Raw genomic sequence first — 16,700 nt, forward strand, 5'->3', positions numbered from 1 at the left:
CGCGGTGGCGGGGGCGCCCCCCGAGCGAAGCGCCGATGGCCCACCCCCTCCGTCGGACCTTCGGCCCGCCACCTCCCCGTCCCGGGGAGGATTTGAGTTCACCCGCACCCTGATCGCCGTCGACCCGCCCGTGATCGACGGCACCTGCGGCGTCATCGCGGTCGCGCGCGAAGGGGAGGGCGCCGCCGCCATCGCCCACATCCTCGCCGACCACAGCGTCACCGGTCGCAGCCCCGACGGCTGGGCCCGCGCCGTCGCCGCCGCGGCGGCCGCCCACGGCACCGACGAAGTGATCGCGGAAGGCAATCAGGGCGGCAAGATGGTCAAGCAGATCCTGCTGGCGGCCGATCCGCGCCTGCGCGTGCGGCTGGTCCACGCCAGCAAGGGCAAGGTCGAACGCGCCGAACCCGTCGCGCATTTGTTCGAAGCGGGGCGGGCGGTGCTCCACGGGCGGATGCCGGCGCTGGAGGCGGAAATGATGGGGATGATCGCGGGCGGCGGGTATCAAGGGCCGGGCGACAGCCCCGACCGCGCCGACGCGATGGTGTGGGGCGTGGGGGAGGTTATGCGGGGCGGGGAGGTCCGGGTGCGGGGGGTGTGAGGATGGCTGGTATTGGGCCGTTAGCCGACTGACAGCTTTGGGATGCGGTCATGACGAAGCGGACGCGGGCCGATGCTGACGCTTCAAGAAATGGGCAATAGGGTTGCGCGTATAAATTCTCGACTAAGAGGACACCCGACAGCCTCTTCAAGGCTGGCACAGCTCAAGGGCTACAATAATCATTGGCGAGTGCCGTGGGAAATGGCACGCTAGGCGACCAATGGGGGACTTGTTCACAGACCTGACGAAAAAGCCGCAGAGGGAGACGGCGGGCTCTGACGCATCGAGCCGATTCGATTATCAGAAGGATTGGGCCTTCTGCGAGATGATGCTAAGGCATCGAGCGCAAGAGGACTATTTAGTCGCCTTTGAATTCCATGACGACGTTCTTTTTCTGAGTCCAGCAGACCAACCAACTTCTGCCGAATTCTACCAGGTGAAAACGTCTTCGGGCGCCAGTCCAAGGACTCTTTCGAGCCTTACGTCTCAGCCCAAAGGCAAGGCCTCGATCCTCGGCAAAATGTTCTCAAATTTCGACGGCGTGTGTGCATCTCACGACATTCGGGTCGTGATCGTTTCGAACAACGCATTCGAGTTCGCCGGCACCGCAATCAGCGCGGATGCCTTAGATCAGAAATTTCGCGATCGCTTGCTGGAAAAAATGCAGTCGGAGATTCCCGGCTTTGACGCGTCTCGGCTGGCCAAACTTCACTTCCGCATTACAGGCGTGTCGCTGGATGCGATGCAAAGCTTTCTCGAAGGGGAAGCCATGGAGCTATTTTGCCAAAAATACGGCGATGACCATGGTTTGAACATCCGAACTTGGATTCGACTGATCAAAGGGGAAATCGCCAGACGGAACAACTACCCGTCCGATAAAATCTCAACTCCCGCTGACCTCGTGGACAAAAAGTGCATTGATTTCCCCTTTGTGGAGAAAACCCTCGACGTAATGCACGCGCGGACAAAGCGTCCGATCGATGTGACCGCTGTTATCAGCGAAATGAGCTCTAAAGGTTGGAGTTCAATTGACGTTATGAGGTTCCAAAAAAGGATACCGGAAGCGTCAATCGACTTCTACAACCCTGTAAATCAAGAAGTAGTATCGATTGTGTCTCTGATGAGATGCGAGGTCAATGATTTGACGGGAAGCCCGGTTGAACTAACGGATTTCATGACAGATGTAGTTGAAAAGATAATGAAAGACGGCAGCGTTGGCTCTATTTACAAGCAAACGGACTACCTTCGCGCGCTAGGAGCTTTAGTCTACTATGACGAAGTCTAACTATAAGCAGTTGGTGCGGAATTTACGAAAAGGCAATTATCGTGAGAAGCCTCGTATTCAAGAACCTGTGGATTCTCTCGAAAGCGGAGAAAGCGGCGTTCGAGCTGACGTTCGACCGCGGGGTGAATCTGCTGACGGGGGAGAATGACGTCGGCAAATCTACGTTGATGAAGTCGCTCTATCATTGCCTAGGGGCCGACACCCCGCAAATTAACAATTCAGTCTGGAAGCGTGCGCATCCGATATATTGCGTGCGATTTGAGATTGATGGTGCGGACTATTATGTAGTGCGCGATGAGAAATATTTTGGCGTTTTTGATAGCCGAAAGTCGCTTATTTCTCGTCATGTCAGCGTCACCGGTAAAAATGGGTTTGCCCTATTCATAAATAAGATCCTTGGCTTCGATATTGAGCTTGAACGGCAGACCGATGGCAAGCTGGGTGTCGCAGGGCCATCCTTCTACTTTCTACCGTTCTATATCGATCAGGACGAAGGCTGGGGAACAAGCTGGTCTTCATTTGTCGGGCTGCAGCAGTTTAGCAGCTATCGGCGGCTGATGATCGACTATCACCTAGGCGTACGCCCACAGAGTTACTATGACGCTCGGAAACGGGAAATCGAACTTCAGGAGCACTTGGCTGCGCTCGAGGCCGAGCGGGTGTCTATGCAGGCGGCGAGAGATTCAGTCCAAAAACGAAAAGACCGTTCCCAAGTCGACCTCGACCCTGCCGCGTTTCGGGCTGAACTGGAAAATGTGGTTGATCAATACAACGCGGTCTATGCTGAGCAGCAGGCTGTTTTGTCCCGACTGAAGGAAGTTCGCAACCAACGAAATACAATCGACACAGAATTAGATCTGCTCCGAAAATCAATAAGCGAGCTGGAGTCGGATTATCGATTCACCGAGTCTCCCGATACTCCGGATGTTGTCGGTTGCCCCACATGCGGGACGGAGTTCTGCAACTCGTTTGTTGAGCGGTTCGGAATCCTAGACGATATTGATCACTGCCGAGCACTCATCGACCAGTGGCTTAAGAAGCGAAACGAGATGACGGTCCGGTTGGAGGGTATTGAGGCTGAATATAAGGCCATTTCGGCTCGACATGATGATGTTCAAACTGTCCTCGCTCGCACGAAGGAGAACGTGACCCTCGCGGAGCTAATCGCGTCGGAGGGTATGAAGGAGATGATCAGCTCGTTGAATAGCGATATCAACGAAGTGGTTGGCCGCGAACACGAGATCACTGCTAAATTAAGAGAGAATGCGCCAGACCTGAAGGTTGATACCAAAAGAAAGAACGCTATCGTCACATGGTATAAAGCCCGAATGAAGGAGTACCTGAACTCTCTGAATGTGGGCGTCCTAAGTGAGAGTGACTATGGATCACTCGATAAGCAGATCAAAAATAACGCGCTAGGTAGTGACCTTCCGAGGGCGCTGTTAGCGCAGTACTTTGCCTTTTTGAGCACAATGAATTCTTACGGGTCATTCGTTCTTGCCCCGATGATGATCGACTCCCCGTTTCAACAAGAGCAGGACGCTACTAACCGGCAAGCAATCCTCGATTTCATCATGACGAAGAAGCTGGCTGGTCAACAACTGATCCTTGCAACTATTTCTGTCGCCGAATTCAAGCCGAGTGCGGAGCTGGCTTCCGCGACCGAACGCAGACTAGACCACAAGCTCTCGCTGCTTCGGGCCGAGCGGTACCAGTCGGTGCTTTCCGAGGTCGGTGGAATGCACGAGATGACGCTCGCGGAGGTCCGCTAATCGTCTATCGTAATCCATTGAACTGACAGCACTTACAACTCAACAAAGGTGCCCATTTTGTTGCGCGTCGCGCATTGCGCAGCGAAGGTCCGCTTTCAAGATGCGCCGGCGCGGGCATGAATGACCGGTATTGGGGCGCGCAATGCCGCCCAACTAAAAGGGCGGGATAACCCGCCCTTTTCGCACAACGATCTCTGTCCACCCTATTGGTCGAGAAAGGACCGCATCTTCCGCGAACGGCTCGGATGCTTCAGCTTCCGCAGCGCCTTCGCCTCGATCTGCCGGATGCGCTCGCGCGTAACCGAGAACTGCTGCCCGACCTCCTCCAGCGTGTGATCGGTGTTCATCCCGATCCCGAAGCGCATGCGCAGCACGCGTTCCTCGCGCGGGGTCAGGCTCGCGAGCACACGCGTCACCGTCTCCTTGAGGTTCGCCTGAATCGCGGCGTCGACCGGGATCACCGCATTCTTGTCCTCGATGAAATCGCCCAGATGCGAATCTTCCTCGTCGCCGATCGGCGTTTCGAGGCTGATCGGCTCCTTGGCGATCTTCATCACCTTGCGGACCTTTTCGAGCGGCATGCTCAGCCGCTCGGCCATTTCCTCAGGGGTGGGCTCGCGGCCCTGTTCGTGGAGGAACTGGCGGCTGGTGCGGACCAGCTTGTTGATCGTCTCGATCATGTGGACCGGGATTCGGATCGTGCGCGCCTGATCGGCGATGCTGCGGGTGATCGCCTGGCGGATCCACCACGTCGCATAGGTGCTGAACTTGTAGCCGCGGCGATACTCGAACTTGTCGACCGCCTTCATCAGGCCGATATTGCCTTCCTGAATGAGATCAAGGAATTGCAGGCCGCGGTTGGTGTATTTCTTGGCGATCGAGATGACGAGGCGCAGGTTGGCCTCGACCATTTCCTTCTTCGCGATGCGCGCCTCGCGCTCGCCCTTTTGCACCATGTTGACGATTCGGCGGAACTCGCCGAGCGCCATGCCGGTCTGCTGGCTGATCTCGGCGATTTCGGTGCGGATACGGTCGACCGCGGCGACTTCGCTCCCTGCGAACGCTGCCCACTTCTTGTCGACGCCGCCGACCGAGGCCAGCCAGCTTTCGTCGAGCTCGTGCCCGACATAGCGGTTGAGGAAGTCGGCGCGGCTGACCTTGTGGCGCTCGGCCAAGCGCAGCATCTGGCCGCCGAGCGCGGTCAAGCGGCGGTTGAAGCTGTAGAGCTGGTCGACGAGATATTCGATCTTGGCCTGGTGGAACTGGACGGACTCGACCTCGGCGGTGAGTTCCTCGCGCAGTTTCTGGTACTTGCGCTCGTCCGATGCCGACAATTCGCCGCCCGCGCCCATCTGGTCGAGGCGGTTGGCCTGCATCCGGGAGAATTTCTTGTAGATCGCGGTGATGTTGGCGAAGCGTTCGAGCGCGATCGGCTTGAGCTGCTCCTCCATCTGCGCGAGGGAGAGCGTGTTGTCCTCCTCCTCGTCGTCGGAGATGCGCGGCGCACGACGCTCGGTCATGTCGTCCTCGTCCTCGTCGGCGGGGGCCTCCTCCTTGACGTCTTCCTCTTCCTTGAAGCTCGGCCCGGCGGCGCTTTCGCTGATCTCGCCGGTATCGTCTTCCTCGGCGCTCGCGACTTGCTCGGCCGAGGGGCCCTTCGACAGCATCGCGTCGAGGTCGAGAATCTCGCGCAGCTGCATGCTGCCTTCGTTGAGCGCGGTCGACCAGTCGATGATCGCGTTGAACGTGATCGGCGATTCGCACAGGCCGAGGATCATCGTGTCGCGGCCGGCCTCGATCCGCTTGGCGATCGCGATCTCGCCCTCGCGGCTGAGCAGCTCGACCGCGCCCATCTCGCGCAGGTACATCCGCACCGGATCGTCGGTGCGGTCGACCGTTTCCTTCTTCTTGGTCTCGAGCGCGGGGGCGTTCTCCTCCGACGAATCGACCGGATCGATATCGTCGTCATCCTCCTTCGCCGCCTCGTCCCCGTCCTCGCCGGCGTCTTCGTTCTCGACGACATTGATCCCCATGTCGCTAAGGGCTGACATGATGTCTTCGATCTGGTCAGTCGACATCTCGCCGACGACGCCGTTGAGTTCGTCGACGGTCATGTAGCCACGCTTCTTGGCGCGCGCGATCAGCTTCTTGATCGTCGCATCGTTCAAGTCGATCAGCGGCGCATCGCTCACCTCCAGGGTGTCGTCGCCTTCGCCGCCGTTATTCTTCGCCATCAATCGCCCTCAATTTCGTACGCGTCCGCGTCGTTATTAGCCTGGATCAGATTTGCAAGCCGCTGTTCCAAAGCCCGCTGCTCTCGCAGCAGTTCCATTTGCCGGTCGAACGCCGCATCCGACGTCGACCGTTCGAGTTCCGCCGTGGCATTCGCCAGCGCCGCATCCACTTCGGGCCGTGCCACCATGATCGCGATCGCTTCGTCCAGGTCGGCGCTCGCGCGCTTCGGGTCGGCCCCGTCCTGGGTGAACGAATAGGGTGTGGCGTCGGCTCTCAGCAGTTCGGTGGTGATCTGACCCAATCCAGAGGTCGCCAATATGGTGACGAGGCGCGCGCTATCAAGCGCCCGTTCCTCCAGCGCGAGATCGACCACCGCTTCGAACAGCCGTCCGAGCGCGCCCCTCGATCCCTTGGCGCCCATCTTGAGGCTGCCCAGCACCTCCATGTGGCGCGCGATTTCGGCCGGATGGCGGATCAGCCCGGCGAGCACTGCCTTCGCCAGCACACGGTCGATGCCCGTCGCACCGAACGCTTTAGCCTGCGTGGTGACGGGTGGGAGCGGGGATGTCCATTTGGCACCGGGGCGGCGCGCCGTGAAAGGTCGGCGGTCGTAGTCGCGCACCGGCGCCACGAACAGCGCGTCAACCCGGCGGCGGAATTCGGCAATATATTCGTGGCGCACGTTGGCGTCGGCGATCGCGTTGGCGTGATCGGCGAGGCGCCGCTTGAGCCCGGCGCGCTGCTCGGGCGTATCAAGCTGCTCGGCGGCGTATTCGTGGCTCCAAAGCCGGTCGACCAACGATTCCGGCTTGGCGAGCAAAGCCTCGAACGCGGCGGGCCCGTGCGCCCGGACGAGATCGTCGGGATCCTGGCCTTCGGGCATCGTCACGAACGAGAGGCTGCGGCCGGGGGCGAGGCCGGGGAGGGCGCGCAACGCCGCGCGTATCGCCGCTTTCTGCCCGGCCGAATCGCCGTCGAAGCACAGGATCGGCACGTCGATGAGCCGCCACAATCGTTCGAGCTGCGCTTCCGTCAGCGCGGTGCCGAGCGGCGCGACCGCTTCGCCGAAACCAGCTTGGGCGAGCGCGATCACGTCCATATAGCCCTCGACCACAATCACGCGGCCCGACTTGCGGCTCGCGGGCGCGGCCTTGTCGAGATTGTAGAGCGTGCGCCCCTTGTCGAAGAGCGGCGTGTCGGGGGAATTCAGGTATTTCGGCTCGCCCTCGCCGATGACCCGCCCGCCGAACGCAATCACCCGTCCGCGCGGATCGCGGATCGGGATCATCAGCCGCCCTCGGAACCGGTCGTACGGCTCCTTGTCGTCGACCTTGATCAGCATCCCCGATTCGATCAGCAGCGGGTCACCATAGGATTTGAGCGCATCGCGCAGCCGCCCGCGCGTGTCGGGCGCATAGCCTAGGCCAAACGTTCGCGCGGTCTCCGCGCTCACGCCACGCTTCTCCAGCACCGCACGTGCCTCGGCCCCGGCGATGCCGTTTAGCTGGTCGACGAAGAACGCCGCGGCGTCTGCCATCGCCTCATGGTGCCCCTTGGCGCGTTCGGCGCGCTCGATTGACTGGCGGTCCTGTGCGGGCATTTCCATCCCCGCGGCGTGGACCAGATCCTTGACCGCATCGATGAACGGCAGGCCCTGCTGCTCGGTCATCCAGCGGATTGCGTCGCCATGCGCCGAGCAGCCGAAGCAGTGGTAGAAGCCCTTGTCGTCGTTGACGTAGAAGGACGGCGTCTTCTCGTTGTGGAACGGGCAACAGCCCTTGAACTCGCGCCCCGCCTTGGTGAGCTTGACGGTCTTGCCGACGAGCGCAGACAGCAAGGTGCGCGCGCGGAGTTCGTCGAGGAAGGCGGGCGTGAGACTCACCCGCGCATTATAGCATGCCTGATGGGGGAAGAGGGAGCGGGGTGCAACGCGCTAATTCCCCTCCCGCTTGCGGGAGGGGTCAGGGGAGGGCGGTTCCGCAAGCACGCGTTCGATTTCCGCCACCACGCCCGCCAAATTGATCAGAACATCGTTATTCCAGAAACGCAGTACCCTATATCCGGCTGCTTCGAGGAGGCGCGTGCGACCTTTGTCGGCTTCGCTGTCGGCATGTTGCCCGCCATCCACTTCAATGATCAGTTTAGGTCCGCGCGCGACGAAATCGCAGATGAAGGGCTTAATGCGAACCTGCCGGTTGAAGCGGACGCCCCCCGACCTTCCGCGCACTCAGCGCCTGCCAGAGCTTAGCTTCCGCGTCGGTGGGGTCGTTTCGTAGATGCCGTGCGCGGTTCGTGGGTTCCATGCCCTCCCCCCGACCCCTCCCGCAAGCGGAAGGGGAGCCTTTAAGACAATGCCGCCTTCACCGCTGCGCTCGCCTTGCTCATGTCCAGCGCGCTCGCATGACGCGCCTTCAGTTCGGCCATCACTCGGCCCATGTCCTTCATGCCGCTCGCGCCGAGTTCGGCCTTGATCGCCTCGATCGCAGCCTTGGTCTCGTCCTCGGTCATTTGCGCCGGCAAGAAGCGTTCGATCACCGCGATTTCGGCGGCTTCGGCGTCGGCGAGCTCCTGGCGGCCGCCCTTCGCGTACATCTCGATCGATTCGCGGCGTTGCTTGACCATCTTCTGGAGCACTTCGACCACCAGCGCGTCGTCCTGGGTCGGCTGCGACTTGGTGCGTTCCTCGATGTCGCGGTTCTTGATCGCCGACTGGATCAGGCTGATCGCATTGCGGGCTGGCTTGTCGCCGGCCTTCATGGCGGCGATCTGGGCGGCTTTGATTTGGTCTCTGATCATGCCGGTCCCATAGCGAGGACGAGCGGTTGACGCGAGGGGGTGGGGGCTTTAGCGACCGCCGCTTAGCGACATCGTTGCAACACCGAAGGAGTGCCCGCCCGCGATGGCCGACGCGAACCCCTATGCCGTGCCCGCCGGGGCCACCGGATGCCTCGTCCTGGCGTCGGGCGACCTGCTGTGGGGTCGCGGGTTCGGCGCGGAGGGGCAGGCGGTCGGCGAGGTGTGCTTCCACACCGCGATGACGGGCTATCAGGAGATCATGACCGACCCGTCGTTCGCCGGGCAGATCATCACCTTCACCTTCCCCCATATTGGCAATGTCGGCGCCAACCCCGACGACGTCGAAGCGGGCCAGCCGCACGCGCTGGGGATGATCGTGCGCGAGGACGTGACCGCGCCATCGTCGTTCCGCAGCACCGAGCGGCTCGATAACTGGATGAAGCGCCACGCGCGGATCGGGCTGGCCGGGATCGATACGCGCGCGCTGACTCGGCGGATCCGGAGCGGCGGCGCGCCGAACGGCACGATCGCGCACGCCGCCGACGGCAAGTTCGACGTGCCGCTGCTGCTGGAGATGGCGCGCGCCTGGCCGGGGCTCGAAGGCATGGACCTCGCGATCGCGGTGACGACCGCGATGGATTACGGCTGGGAAGGCGGCGTCTGGCGGCTGGGATTTGGGTACGACAGCGACAAGCCCTCCCCTCGAGGGGAGGGGCTAAGGAAGCCCCACGTCGTCGCGATAGATTACGGCAGCAAGCGCAATATCTTCCGCAACCTGGTTGAGGCCGGAGCCAAGGTGTCGGTGGTCCCGGCCACCGCCACCTTCGACCAAGTCATGGCGCTCGAACCCGACGGCATCTTTCTGTCCAACGGCCCCGGCGACCCCGCCGCGACGGGCGAATATGCCGTCCCGGTGATCCGGCAGCTGCTGGAAACGAACATTCCGCTGTTCGGCATTTGCCTCGGGCACCAGTTGCTCGGGCTGGCGGTCGGCGCGACTACGACGAAGATGTTCCAGGGACACCGCGGCGCCAACCATCCCGTCAAGCGGCTCGCCGACGGCGCGGTCGAGATCACCAGCATGAACCACGGCTTCGCTGTCGAGCGCGATTCGCTCCCCGCCAATGCGCGCGAGACTCACGTGTCGCTGTTCGACGGATCGAACGCCGGGCTCGAACTGACCGACCGGCCGGCGTTCAGCGTGCAATACCATCCGGAGGCCAGCCCAGGACCGCAGGACAGCCTCTATCTGTTCGAAAAGTTCGTCGGCGGGCTCCGTAAATGAACCGTCTGCTCCGCATCCTGGTGATATTCGGCGCCGCGCTGCTGGTGCTGTTCGGGCTGAGCCTGTTCGGCTTCGTCAAGCTGATGTCGCCGAGCCCGCACGTCTTCCTCGAAACACCGTCGCCCGACGGCAAGCTGAGCGCGCACCTCGAACGCCCCGGCGGGAGCATGGAGCCGATCTATTATTCGGTGAAGGTGACCGGCGCGAAGGACTGCACCGCGGCTACGCTCAATGGACTCCAGGCGGAGCGCTGGGTGCGGCTGAGCTGGGACGGCGGCGCGCTGGTGGTGCGGTACGGCATGCCCGACGACCCTGACGCCAAGGCGGTAGCGCCCGAACCGCAACATGGCGGCGAGGGGTGTCACGGCATGAGCGTGCGGGTGATCGAGGATAATTCGCTGAGCGTCAGTGGGAAGCTAAACGACGCGATTGGTCCGACGGGAAATGGGCAATGATGCTCTATCGTGACCTCGAGAAGCCTGAGAATCCCGTGGTGTTGCGGTCTCGCGGCAAGGGATATACGAGGTTACGAGCAGACGAGTATAACGATGCTCCGGCCCGGCTGACTGATCGCCAGTCCTTGTTCTATCGCAATCTCATGCAAATCGCTCAACAGCTTAACAGCAACTACATACCGGTTGATTTTTCCACGCCAAGCCAAGGGCAGTTATTTTTAGATCGGGGCTGCGTGAAAATCGCTGTTCACGCTGGATTTCTTAAGCCGTTGAAACACGACGAAGATGGTGTGGTTAGTGAAGTAGAGCTCAATTGGGACGCAACGGGCGTTTGGGGTGCAGAATAATGCCCAAACGCACCGACATTTCCTCGATCCTCGTCATCGGCGCCGGGCCGATCGTCATTGGCCAGGCGTGCGAGTTCGATTATTCGGGGACTCAGGCGATCAAGGCGTTGCGCGAAGAGGGCTTTCGCATCGTCCTGGTCAATTCGAATCCGGCGACGATCATGACCGATCCCGATCTGGCCGACGCGACCTATGTCGAGCCGATCACCCCCGCCGTGGTCGCCAAAATCATCGAGAAGGAGCGGCCCGACGCGGTCCTGCCGACGATGGGCGGGCAGACCGCGCTCAACACCGCGCTGACGCTGTTCAACGACGGCACGCTGGCAAAATATGGCGTCCAGATGATCGGCGCCGACGCCGAGGCGATCGACAAGGCCGAGGACCGCCTCAAGTTTAAGGACGCGATGACTCGGATCGGGCTCGAAAGCGCGCGCTCGGCGATCGCGCATTCGGAAGCCGAGGCGCTGGAGGGGCTGGAGAAGGTCGGGCTGCCCGCGATCATCCGCCCCAGCTTCACGCTCGGCGGCACCGGGGGCGGGGTCGCGTATAACCGCGACGAGTTCCTCGACATCGTGCGCAAGGGGCTCGACGCCAGCCCCACCGCCGAGGTGCTGATCGAGGAATCGCTGCTCGGCTGGAAGGAATATGAGATGGAGGTGGTCCGCGACCGCGCGGACAATTGCATCATCATCTGCTCGATCGAGAATATCGACCCGATGGGCGTCCATACGGGCGATTCGATCACCGTCGCGCCGGCTCTGACGCTGACCGACAAGGAATATCAGATCATGCGCAACGCGAGCATCGCGGTGCTGCGTGAAATCGGTGTCGAAACAGGTGGTTCGAACGTTCAGTTCGCGGTGAATCCGAAGGACGGTCGTCTCGTCGTGATCGAGATGAACCCGCGTGTCAGTCGCTCGTCCGCGCTCGCGTCGAAAGCGACCGGCTTCCCGATCGCCAAGGTCGCGGCCAAGCTGGCGGTCGGCTACACGCTCGACGAAATCACCAACGACATCACCGGCGCGACGCCGGCGAGCTTCGAACCGACGATCGACTACGTCGTCACCAAGATTCCCCGTTTCGCGTTCGAGAAGTTCAAGGGCGCCGAAGCGGTGCTGTCGACCGCGATGAAGTCGGTCGGCGAAGTGATGGCGATCGGCCGTAATATCCATGAGAGCCTGCAGAAGGCGTTGCGCGGGCTTGAAACGGGGCTGAGCGGGTTCAACATCGTCGATCGTTTGGTCGGTGCGCCGCGCGACGAGATCGAAGCGGCGCTGGCGGTGGCGACGCCCGACCGGTTGCTGGTCGCGGCCCAAGCGCTCCGCGAAGGCTTCACCGTCGCCGAGGTCCACGCGATCGCCAAATACGATCCGTGGTTCCTCGAACGCATTGCGGAGATCGTCGCTGCCGAGCAGCAAGTGATCGACAATGGCTTGCCGCAGGACGCGCAGGGCATGCGCCGGCTCAAGGCGATGGGGTTCAGCGACAAGCGGCTTGCGTTCCTCGCGGTGCAGTCGGTCGGCTTGCGCGATCGTTTTCCGGCGCGGTCGGGGCTGATCCACGAGGCGGTCAAGGCGATGGCCGGCGGAGTCAACGAGGACGAGGTGCGCGCGCTGCGCCACCGGCTCGGGGTGCGGCCGGTGTTCAAGCGGATCGACACTTGCGCCGCGGAATTCGACGCCAAGACGCCGTACATGTACTCGACCTACGAAGCGCCGAGCTTCGGCGCGCCCGAGGACGAGAGCCAGCCGACGACTCGGCGCAAGATCGTCATCCTGGGCGGCGGGCCGAACCGGATCGGGCAGGGGATCGAGTTCGATTACTGCTGCTGCCACGCTTGCTTCGCGCTGGCGGATGCCGGGTTCGAGACGATCATGGTCAATTGCAACCCGGAGACCGTGAGCACCGACTATGATACGTCCGATCGCCTCTATTTCGAGCCGCTGACTGCTGAGGATGTGCTCGAAATCCTCCATGTCGAGCAGCAAGCGGGCGAGCTGGTCGGCGTGATCGTCCAGTTCGGCGGGCAGACTCCGCTCAACTTGGCGCACGCGCTGGAAAAGGCCGGCATCCCGATCCTTGGCACCAGCCCCGACGCGATCGATCTCGCCGAGGATCGCGAGCGCTTCGCGGCGTTGGTCAACAAGCTCGGTTTGCTCCAGCCCGCCAACGGCATCGCGCGCAGTCGCGACGAGGCGGTCGCGGTGGCGGAGCGGATCGGCTATCCGGTGCTGATGCGTCCGAGCTACGTGCTCGGCGGGCGTGCGATGGAGATCGTCGACGGGCGGCCCCAGCTCGAAGAATATATCCAGATCGCGGTGCAAGTGTCGGGCGACTCGCCGGTGCTGATCGACCAATATCTGCGCGACGCGATCGAGGTAGATGTCGACGCGATCTGCGACGGGACCGACGTGGTGGTCGCGGGCGTGCTTCAGCACATTGAGGAAGCCGGAGTCCATTCGGGCGACAGCGCCTGCTCGATCCCGCCCTACAGCCTGCCGCCGGAGATCATCGCCGAGATCGAGCGCCAGACCGACGCGCTGGCGCGGGCGCTGAGCGTGGTCGGGCTGATGAACATCCAGTTCGCGGTAAAGGACGGCCAAGTCTATCTGATCGAGGTCAACCCGCGCGCCAGCCGCACGGTGCCGTTCGTCGCCAAGGCGATCGGTGCGCCGATCGCCAAGATCGCCGCGCGCGTGATGGCTGGCGAGAAGCTCGCCGACCTGCCCCGGATCGACCGCGACATCGGCTATTTCGCGGTCAAGGAGGCGGTGTTCCCGTTCAATCGCTTCCCCGGGGTCGACCCGGTGCTCAGTCCCGAGATGAAATCGACCGGCGAAGTGATGGGGATCGACCAGGACTTCACCGCCGCGTTCGGCAAAGCCGAGCTCGGCGCCGGAACGATATTGCCCGAAGCCGGCACGGTGTTCGTCAGCGTCAAGGATTCGGACAAGCCGGTCGTGCTCTCCGGGGTCCGCGCGCTTGCCGATTACGGCTTCACCGTCGTCGCGACCGGGGGCACCGCGGATTACCTGAGCAGCCACGGCGTCGCGGTCGAGCGAATCAACAAGGTCGCCCAAGGCCGCCCGCACATCGTCGACCGAGTCATCGACGGCGGGATCGACATCGTGTTCAACACTACCGAAGGCTGGCAATCGCTGAAGGACTCGCAACCGATCCGCGCGTCCGCGCTGGCGCAGCGGATTCCCTACTTCACCACCGCCCCCGCAGCGGTCGAGGCGGCGAAGGCGATCGTCGGACTCGCCACGCGCTCTCTTGAAGTCCGGCCGCTCCAGTCTTATCATTCGCGCTCGCACAATTGATCCCCACATAGACAAGAGCAAGTGCGGGCGGCCCGACGGGTCGCTTGGGGGCGAGATTTTTACGAAGGGTTTAGGGGTATGGCGACCGTCGAGAAGATGCCGATGCTGCAAGAGGGCTATGAAAAGCTCACCGCGGATCTGCGTCGGCTGAAAGATGAGCGTCCCCAAATCGTCGAGGCGATCGAGGAAGCGCGTGCGCACGGCGATTTGAGCGAGAACGCCGAATACCATGCCGCCAAGGAGCGCCAGGGTCAGATCGAAGCGTCGATCGCCGACATCGAGGACAAATTGAGCCGCGCGCAGATCATCGATCCGAAGGATCTGTCGGGCGACAAGGTGGTGTTCGGCGCGACCGTGACGTTGAAGGACGAGGACGACAAGCCGGTGACGTACCAGATCGTCGGCCAGACCGAAGCCGACGCCAAGACTGGGCGGATCAGCTACAACTCGCCGCTCGGCCGCGCGCTGATCGGCCGCGTCGTCGGCGACGAGGTCGAAGTGACCGTGCCCGCTGGCGACCGTTGGTACGAAGTCAGCAAGGTCGCGTTCGTCTGATGGCCGTCATACCAGCGGAGCTGGCATCCTTCGCGGTGTGAGACCCCAGCTTTCGCTGGGATGACGCTAGCCGCTTGCCTGCAGGCTCGGATCGGGCTCGAGCAGGCGGTGGAGGTGGACCACCACGAACTTCATCTCGGCATCGTCGACGGTGCGCTGTGCCGCGCCGCGCCATGCTTTTTCGGCGCTGGCATAATCGGGGAAGATGCCGACGACCTCGATCGTCTTTTCGTCGAAATCGAGGGTCTGCGGGTCGGTAACCCGACCGCCGAACACGAGATGGAGCTTGCTCATGCGCGCCCCATATCGTCCAGCGGCCGAGTACGAAAGGCTATTTGGCCTAGGGTGTGCGAGGCTTTGGCTTCTTCGACTTGTCGGTCTGATCCTCGGCCGCCGGCTTGGCGCTGGTCTGCGACCGGCTCGCGAGCGCAGCTTCACCCGCGTCCGAGACTGCCTTGGCGACGTGGTCGATCACCTTGCCCATTTGCGCGCGCGCGGCCTCCTTGCTGAGCGGCAGCGTCGACAGTTCGGCCTTGGCGGCGTCCTTCGCGGCTTCGGCGGCGTCCGCTGCGGCGTCGGTCAGCCTTTTGCCGACAGGCGCGAGCAGTTCGGTCTCACGCCGGCTCTTGGGCAATAACGCACCCGCCGCGACGCCAATCGCGATTCCGCCCGCTAGCAGCGCCATCGGGTTCGCTTCGGCCGCCTCACCGGCGCGTCGCGCGATCCGGCGCGTTTCGTCCAGCGCTCCGTTAGCGGCGCCGCGCGCAGAGCTCAGCGCGGCTTCCATGCGACCGGCGCGGCGAGCCGGCTCGGCCTGATCGGTCATGGTCTTCGAGCGGCTGCGGGAAGGGGTATCACTCATCGTTCAATCCTTGCGAGCTTTGCTGGGGTTTCGTCGAAACAGGCGGATGATCGGTTTACGCGCCACGAAGGCGGTGATCGCGGTGGCAACGCCGACCACGGTCAACGGGTTGCGCCGGACCGCCGCGATTCCCGATCGCGCGAGGTCGCCGCCGACTTCCTTGAGTTCCTCGACCGCGTCGCGCGCCAAGGCGCTCGGCTTCAATCGCGACTGCAACGCGACCGCCGTCTTCGCCAATTGCTGCCGGCGTTCGACCGACTGTGCCTCGGCACGCGCGAGTTCGTCGTCGATCAGGCTCACTTGCGGCTGTCCTTCTCCTTGATCTCGGTAGCCTTGAGCAATTGCCGCCAAGCCATGAATCCGAGGAGCCCGGCCAGCGCCAAGCCGAGGACGATCACCACGCCGGTCGCGCCGCCCGGCCCGAGCAGGGGCCGCAGCACGATCAGCAGCCCGACCAGCGCCGCGACCAATACCGCCTGCGCCAACGAAAACGCGATCACCGCCAGGATAATCGCGTTGCGCGCCTCGTCGACTCGCGACAGCACGCGCGCCCGATACAATCTCAACTCCGCCCGGACGAATTCCTCGCCCTCGTCGATCAACCGCGTGACCAGCGTGGGAATGCTTTCGTCCTGGGGCGGGGGCGGTCCCTCCACGCGCGCGCGATCAGACTTTGTCGTTGTCGGCGGGCGCGTCGAGCCCCGCCTTCACCAGCCGCGCCAGCACGAAGCCGATCGCCGCTGCGGTGCCGATGGCGACCGCGGGGCTCTTCTTCACGAACTCGCGAGCATCGTCGATCAGATCGTCGATCTGTTTGGCCTGGAGCGATTGCGAGAAATTGGACACCGCATCCGCGGCCGAGCGGGCGTACTGGCCGTATTGCTCGCCAACCTTCTGGTCGACGGTGCCCGCGGCGTCCTTGAGCATCACCGCGAGCTCGTCGAGCGCGCCGCCCGCGCGATTCTTGCCGTCCTCGGCGGCGGCCTTCGCCTTTTCGCCAGCATCGTTGGCGAACTTGATGACATTGTCCTTGAGCGTCTGGACGCCGGGCGTGGCCTCGCCGCCCACGGCAGCGCCGTTGCCGGCGGTGTCGCCGGTCGTCTCATTGGGTGCGGTATCGGTCATAATACGCTTCCTTAATCCGTTCCTGTCGACAACCAAGGCGGATGCTACCGGGTTCCCGC

The 16,700-nt window shown here is 62.7% G+C and carries 18 protein-coding genes; 8 read left to right on the plus strand and 10 right to left on the minus strand.

What is annotated here, in order from left to right; all coding sequences use genetic code 11:
* Positions 1 to 4 precede the first annotated feature (4 nt).
* The 3 genes from VH326_RS02315 (at position 5) to VH326_RS02325 (ending at position 3,658) form a co-directional block, all read left to right on the plus strand.
* The gene (locus tag VH326_RS02315) at positions 5 to 601 is read left to right on the plus strand and encodes a hypothetical protein (protein ID WP_329630777.1); all 597 of its coding nucleotides are present in this window, start codon (positions 5 to 7) and stop codon (positions 599 to 601) included.
* A gap of 220 nt (positions 602 to 821) precedes the next feature.
* Positions 822 to 1,886, plus strand: a complete 1,065-nt coding sequence (locus VH326_RS02320; protein WP_329630184.1) for a dsDNA nuclease domain-containing protein — start codon at positions 822 to 824, stop codon at positions 1,884 to 1,886.
* A gap of 41 nt (positions 1,887 to 1,927) precedes the next feature.
* Positions 1,928 to 3,658: an AAA family ATPase gene (locus tag VH326_RS02325; RefSeq protein WP_329630185.1), complete on the plus strand. Its 1,731-nt coding sequence runs from the start codon at positions 1,928 to 1,930 to the stop codon at positions 3,656 to 3,658.
* Between the two features lie 203 nt (positions 3,659 to 3,861).
* Here VH326_RS02325 and rpoD read toward each other — a convergent pair whose 3' ends face one another.
* Genes rpoD through VH326_RS02345 form a run of 5 tightly spaced genes read right to left on the minus strand, consistent with a single transcriptional unit; the run spans position 3,862 to position 8,689 of the window.
* Entirely contained in the window at positions 3,862 to 5,892 is a 2,031-nt protein-coding gene (rpoD, locus tag VH326_RS02330) for an RNA polymerase sigma factor RpoD (RefSeq protein WP_329630186.1), read from the minus strand.
* Positions 5,892 to 7,775 (minus strand): DNA primase, encoded by a 1,884-nt coding sequence (dnaG, locus tag VH326_RS02335; RefSeq protein WP_329630187.1) that lies wholly within the window; start codon positions 7,773 to 7,775, stop codon positions 5,892 to 5,894. The genes rpoD and dnaG overlap by 1 nt, the downstream gene beginning before the upstream one ends.
* 51 nt (positions 7,776 to 7,826) lie before the next feature.
* On the minus strand, positions 7,827 to 8,120 hold the full coding sequence (locus tag VH326_RS02340; protein WP_329630188.1) for an endonuclease domain-containing protein: 294 nt from the start codon (positions 8,118 to 8,120) through the stop codon (positions 7,827 to 7,829).
* Positions 8,071 to 8,196 (minus strand): DUF559 domain-containing protein, encoded by a 126-nt coding sequence (locus VH326_RS16005; RefSeq protein WP_349256068.1) that lies wholly within the window; start codon positions 8,194 to 8,196, stop codon positions 8,071 to 8,073. Before VH326_RS16005 ends, VH326_RS02340 begins: the two co-directional genes overlap by 50 nt.
* A 40-nt stretch (positions 8,197 to 8,236) precedes the next feature.
* Entirely contained in the window at positions 8,237 to 8,689 is a 453-nt protein-coding gene (locus VH326_RS02345) for a GatB/YqeY domain-containing protein (RefSeq protein ID WP_329630189.1), read from the minus strand.
* Between the two features lie 103 nt (positions 8,690 to 8,792).
* On the opposite strand from VH326_RS02345, the gene carA reads away from it, so the two are divergent.
* From carA to greA, 5 genes are all read left to right on the plus strand, one after another.
* Complete coding sequence (carA, locus tag VH326_RS02350) at positions 8,793 to 9,974, plus strand: glutamine-hydrolyzing carbamoyl-phosphate synthase small subunit (protein WP_329630190.1); 1,182 nt, start codon at positions 8,793 to 8,795, stop codon at positions 9,972 to 9,974.
* On the plus strand, positions 9,971 to 10,429 hold the full coding sequence (locus tag VH326_RS02355) for a hypothetical protein (RefSeq protein ID WP_329630191.1): 459 nt from the start codon (positions 9,971 to 9,973) through the stop codon (positions 10,427 to 10,429). Before carA ends, VH326_RS02355 begins: the two co-directional genes overlap by 4 nt.
* Complete coding sequence (locus tag VH326_RS02360) at positions 10,426 to 10,776, plus strand: hypothetical protein (RefSeq protein ID WP_329630192.1); 351 nt, start codon at positions 10,426 to 10,428, stop codon at positions 10,774 to 10,776. The genes VH326_RS02355 and VH326_RS02360 overlap by 4 nt, the downstream gene beginning before the upstream one ends.
* On the plus strand, positions 10,776 to 14,099 hold the full coding sequence (carB, locus tag VH326_RS02365; RefSeq protein ID WP_329630193.1) for a carbamoyl-phosphate synthase large subunit: 3,324 nt from the start codon (positions 10,776 to 10,778) through the stop codon (positions 14,097 to 14,099). The genes VH326_RS02360 and carB overlap by 1 nt, the downstream gene beginning before the upstream one ends.
* Positions 14,100 to 14,177: 78 nt before the next feature.
* Positions 14,178 to 14,654, plus strand: a complete 477-nt coding sequence (gene greA, locus VH326_RS02370; protein WP_329630194.1) for a transcription elongation factor GreA — start codon at positions 14,178 to 14,180, stop codon at positions 14,652 to 14,654.
* Between the two features lie 66 nt (positions 14,655 to 14,720).
* On the opposite strand, the gene VH326_RS02375 is transcribed toward greA, so the two are convergent.
* The 5 genes from VH326_RS02375 to VH326_RS02395 are packed head-to-tail and all read right to left on the minus strand — an operon-like array spanning position 14,721 to position 16,641.
* The gene (locus VH326_RS02375; RefSeq protein WP_329630195.1) at positions 14,721 to 14,948 is read right to left on the minus strand and encodes a DUF4170 domain-containing protein; all 228 of its coding nucleotides are present in this window, start codon (positions 14,946 to 14,948) and stop codon (positions 14,721 to 14,723) included.
* Between the two features lie 46 nt (positions 14,949 to 14,994).
* The gene (locus VH326_RS02380) at positions 14,995 to 15,516 is read right to left on the minus strand and encodes a hypothetical protein (protein ID WP_329630196.1); all 522 of its coding nucleotides are present in this window, start codon (positions 15,514 to 15,516) and stop codon (positions 14,995 to 14,997) included.
* A gap of 3 nt (positions 15,517 to 15,519) precedes the next feature.
* Positions 15,520 to 15,816 (minus strand): hypothetical protein, encoded by a 297-nt coding sequence (locus tag VH326_RS02385; RefSeq protein WP_329630197.1) that lies wholly within the window; start codon positions 15,814 to 15,816, stop codon positions 15,520 to 15,522.
* Entirely contained in the window at positions 15,813 to 16,172 is a 360-nt protein-coding gene (locus tag VH326_RS02390) for a phage holin family protein (RefSeq protein ID WP_329630198.1), read from the minus strand. The genes VH326_RS02385 and VH326_RS02390 overlap by 4 nt, the downstream gene beginning before the upstream one ends.
* 10 nt (positions 16,173 to 16,182) lie before the next feature.
* Positions 16,183 to 16,641, minus strand: coding sequence for a hypothetical protein (locus tag VH326_RS02395; protein ID WP_329630199.1), 459 nt, complete (start codon positions 16,639 to 16,641; stop codon positions 16,183 to 16,185).
* Between the last annotated feature and the right edge of the window lie 59 nt (positions 16,642 to 16,700).

The organism is Sphingomonas sp., from assembly GCF_036269755.1.
Taxonomy (GTDB): Bacteria; Pseudomonadota; Alphaproteobacteria; order Sphingomonadales; family Sphingomonadaceae; genus Sphingomonas.

What these genes read in the sequence shown, in the direction of transcription:
- VH326_RS02320 (WP_329630184.1), top strand. Translation starts at nt 822, where the DNA reads ATGGGGGACTTGTTCACAGACCTGACGAAAAAGCCGCAGAGGGAGACG.
- carB (WP_329630193.1), top strand. Translation starts at nt 10,776, where the DNA reads ATGCCCAAACGCACCGACATTTCCTCGATCCTCGTCATCGGCGCCGGG.
- VH326_RS02360 (WP_329630192.1), top strand. Translation starts at nt 10,426, where the DNA reads ATGATGCTCTATCGTGACCTCGAGAAGCCTGAGAATCCCGTGGTGTTG.
- carA (WP_329630190.1), top strand. Translation starts at nt 8,793, where the DNA reads ATGGCCGACGCGAACCCCTATGCCGTGCCCGCCGGGGCCACCGGATGC.
- VH326_RS02345 (WP_329630189.1), bottom strand. Translation starts at nt 8,689, where the DNA reads ATGATCAGAGACCAAATCAAAGCCGCCCAGATCGCCGCCATGAAGGCC.
- VH326_RS02375 (WP_329630195.1), bottom strand. Translation starts at nt 14,948, where the DNA reads ATGAGCAAGCTCCATCTCGTGTTCGGCGGTCGGGTTACCGACCCGCAG.
- VH326_RS02355 (WP_329630191.1), top strand. Translation starts at nt 9,971, where the DNA reads ATGAACCGTCTGCTCCGCATCCTGGTGATATTCGGCGCCGCGCTGCTG.
- VH326_RS02395 (WP_329630199.1), bottom strand. Translation starts at nt 16,641, where the DNA reads ATGACCGATACCGCACCCAATGAGACGACCGGCGACACCGCCGGCAAC.
- VH326_RS02380 (WP_329630196.1), bottom strand. Translation starts at nt 15,516, where the DNA reads ATGAGTGATACCCCTTCCCGCAGCCGCTCGAAGACCATGACCGATCAG.
- rpoD (WP_329630186.1), bottom strand. Translation starts at nt 5,892, where the DNA reads ATGGCGAAGAATAACGGCGGCGAAGGCGACGACACCCTGGAGGTGAGC.
- VH326_RS16005 (WP_349256068.1), bottom strand. Translation starts at nt 8,196, where the DNA reads ATGGAACCCACGAACCGCGCACGGCATCTACGAAACGACCCCACCGAC.
- greA (WP_329630194.1), top strand. Translation starts at nt 14,178, where the DNA reads ATGGCGACCGTCGAGAAGATGCCGATGCTGCAAGAGGGCTATGAAAAG.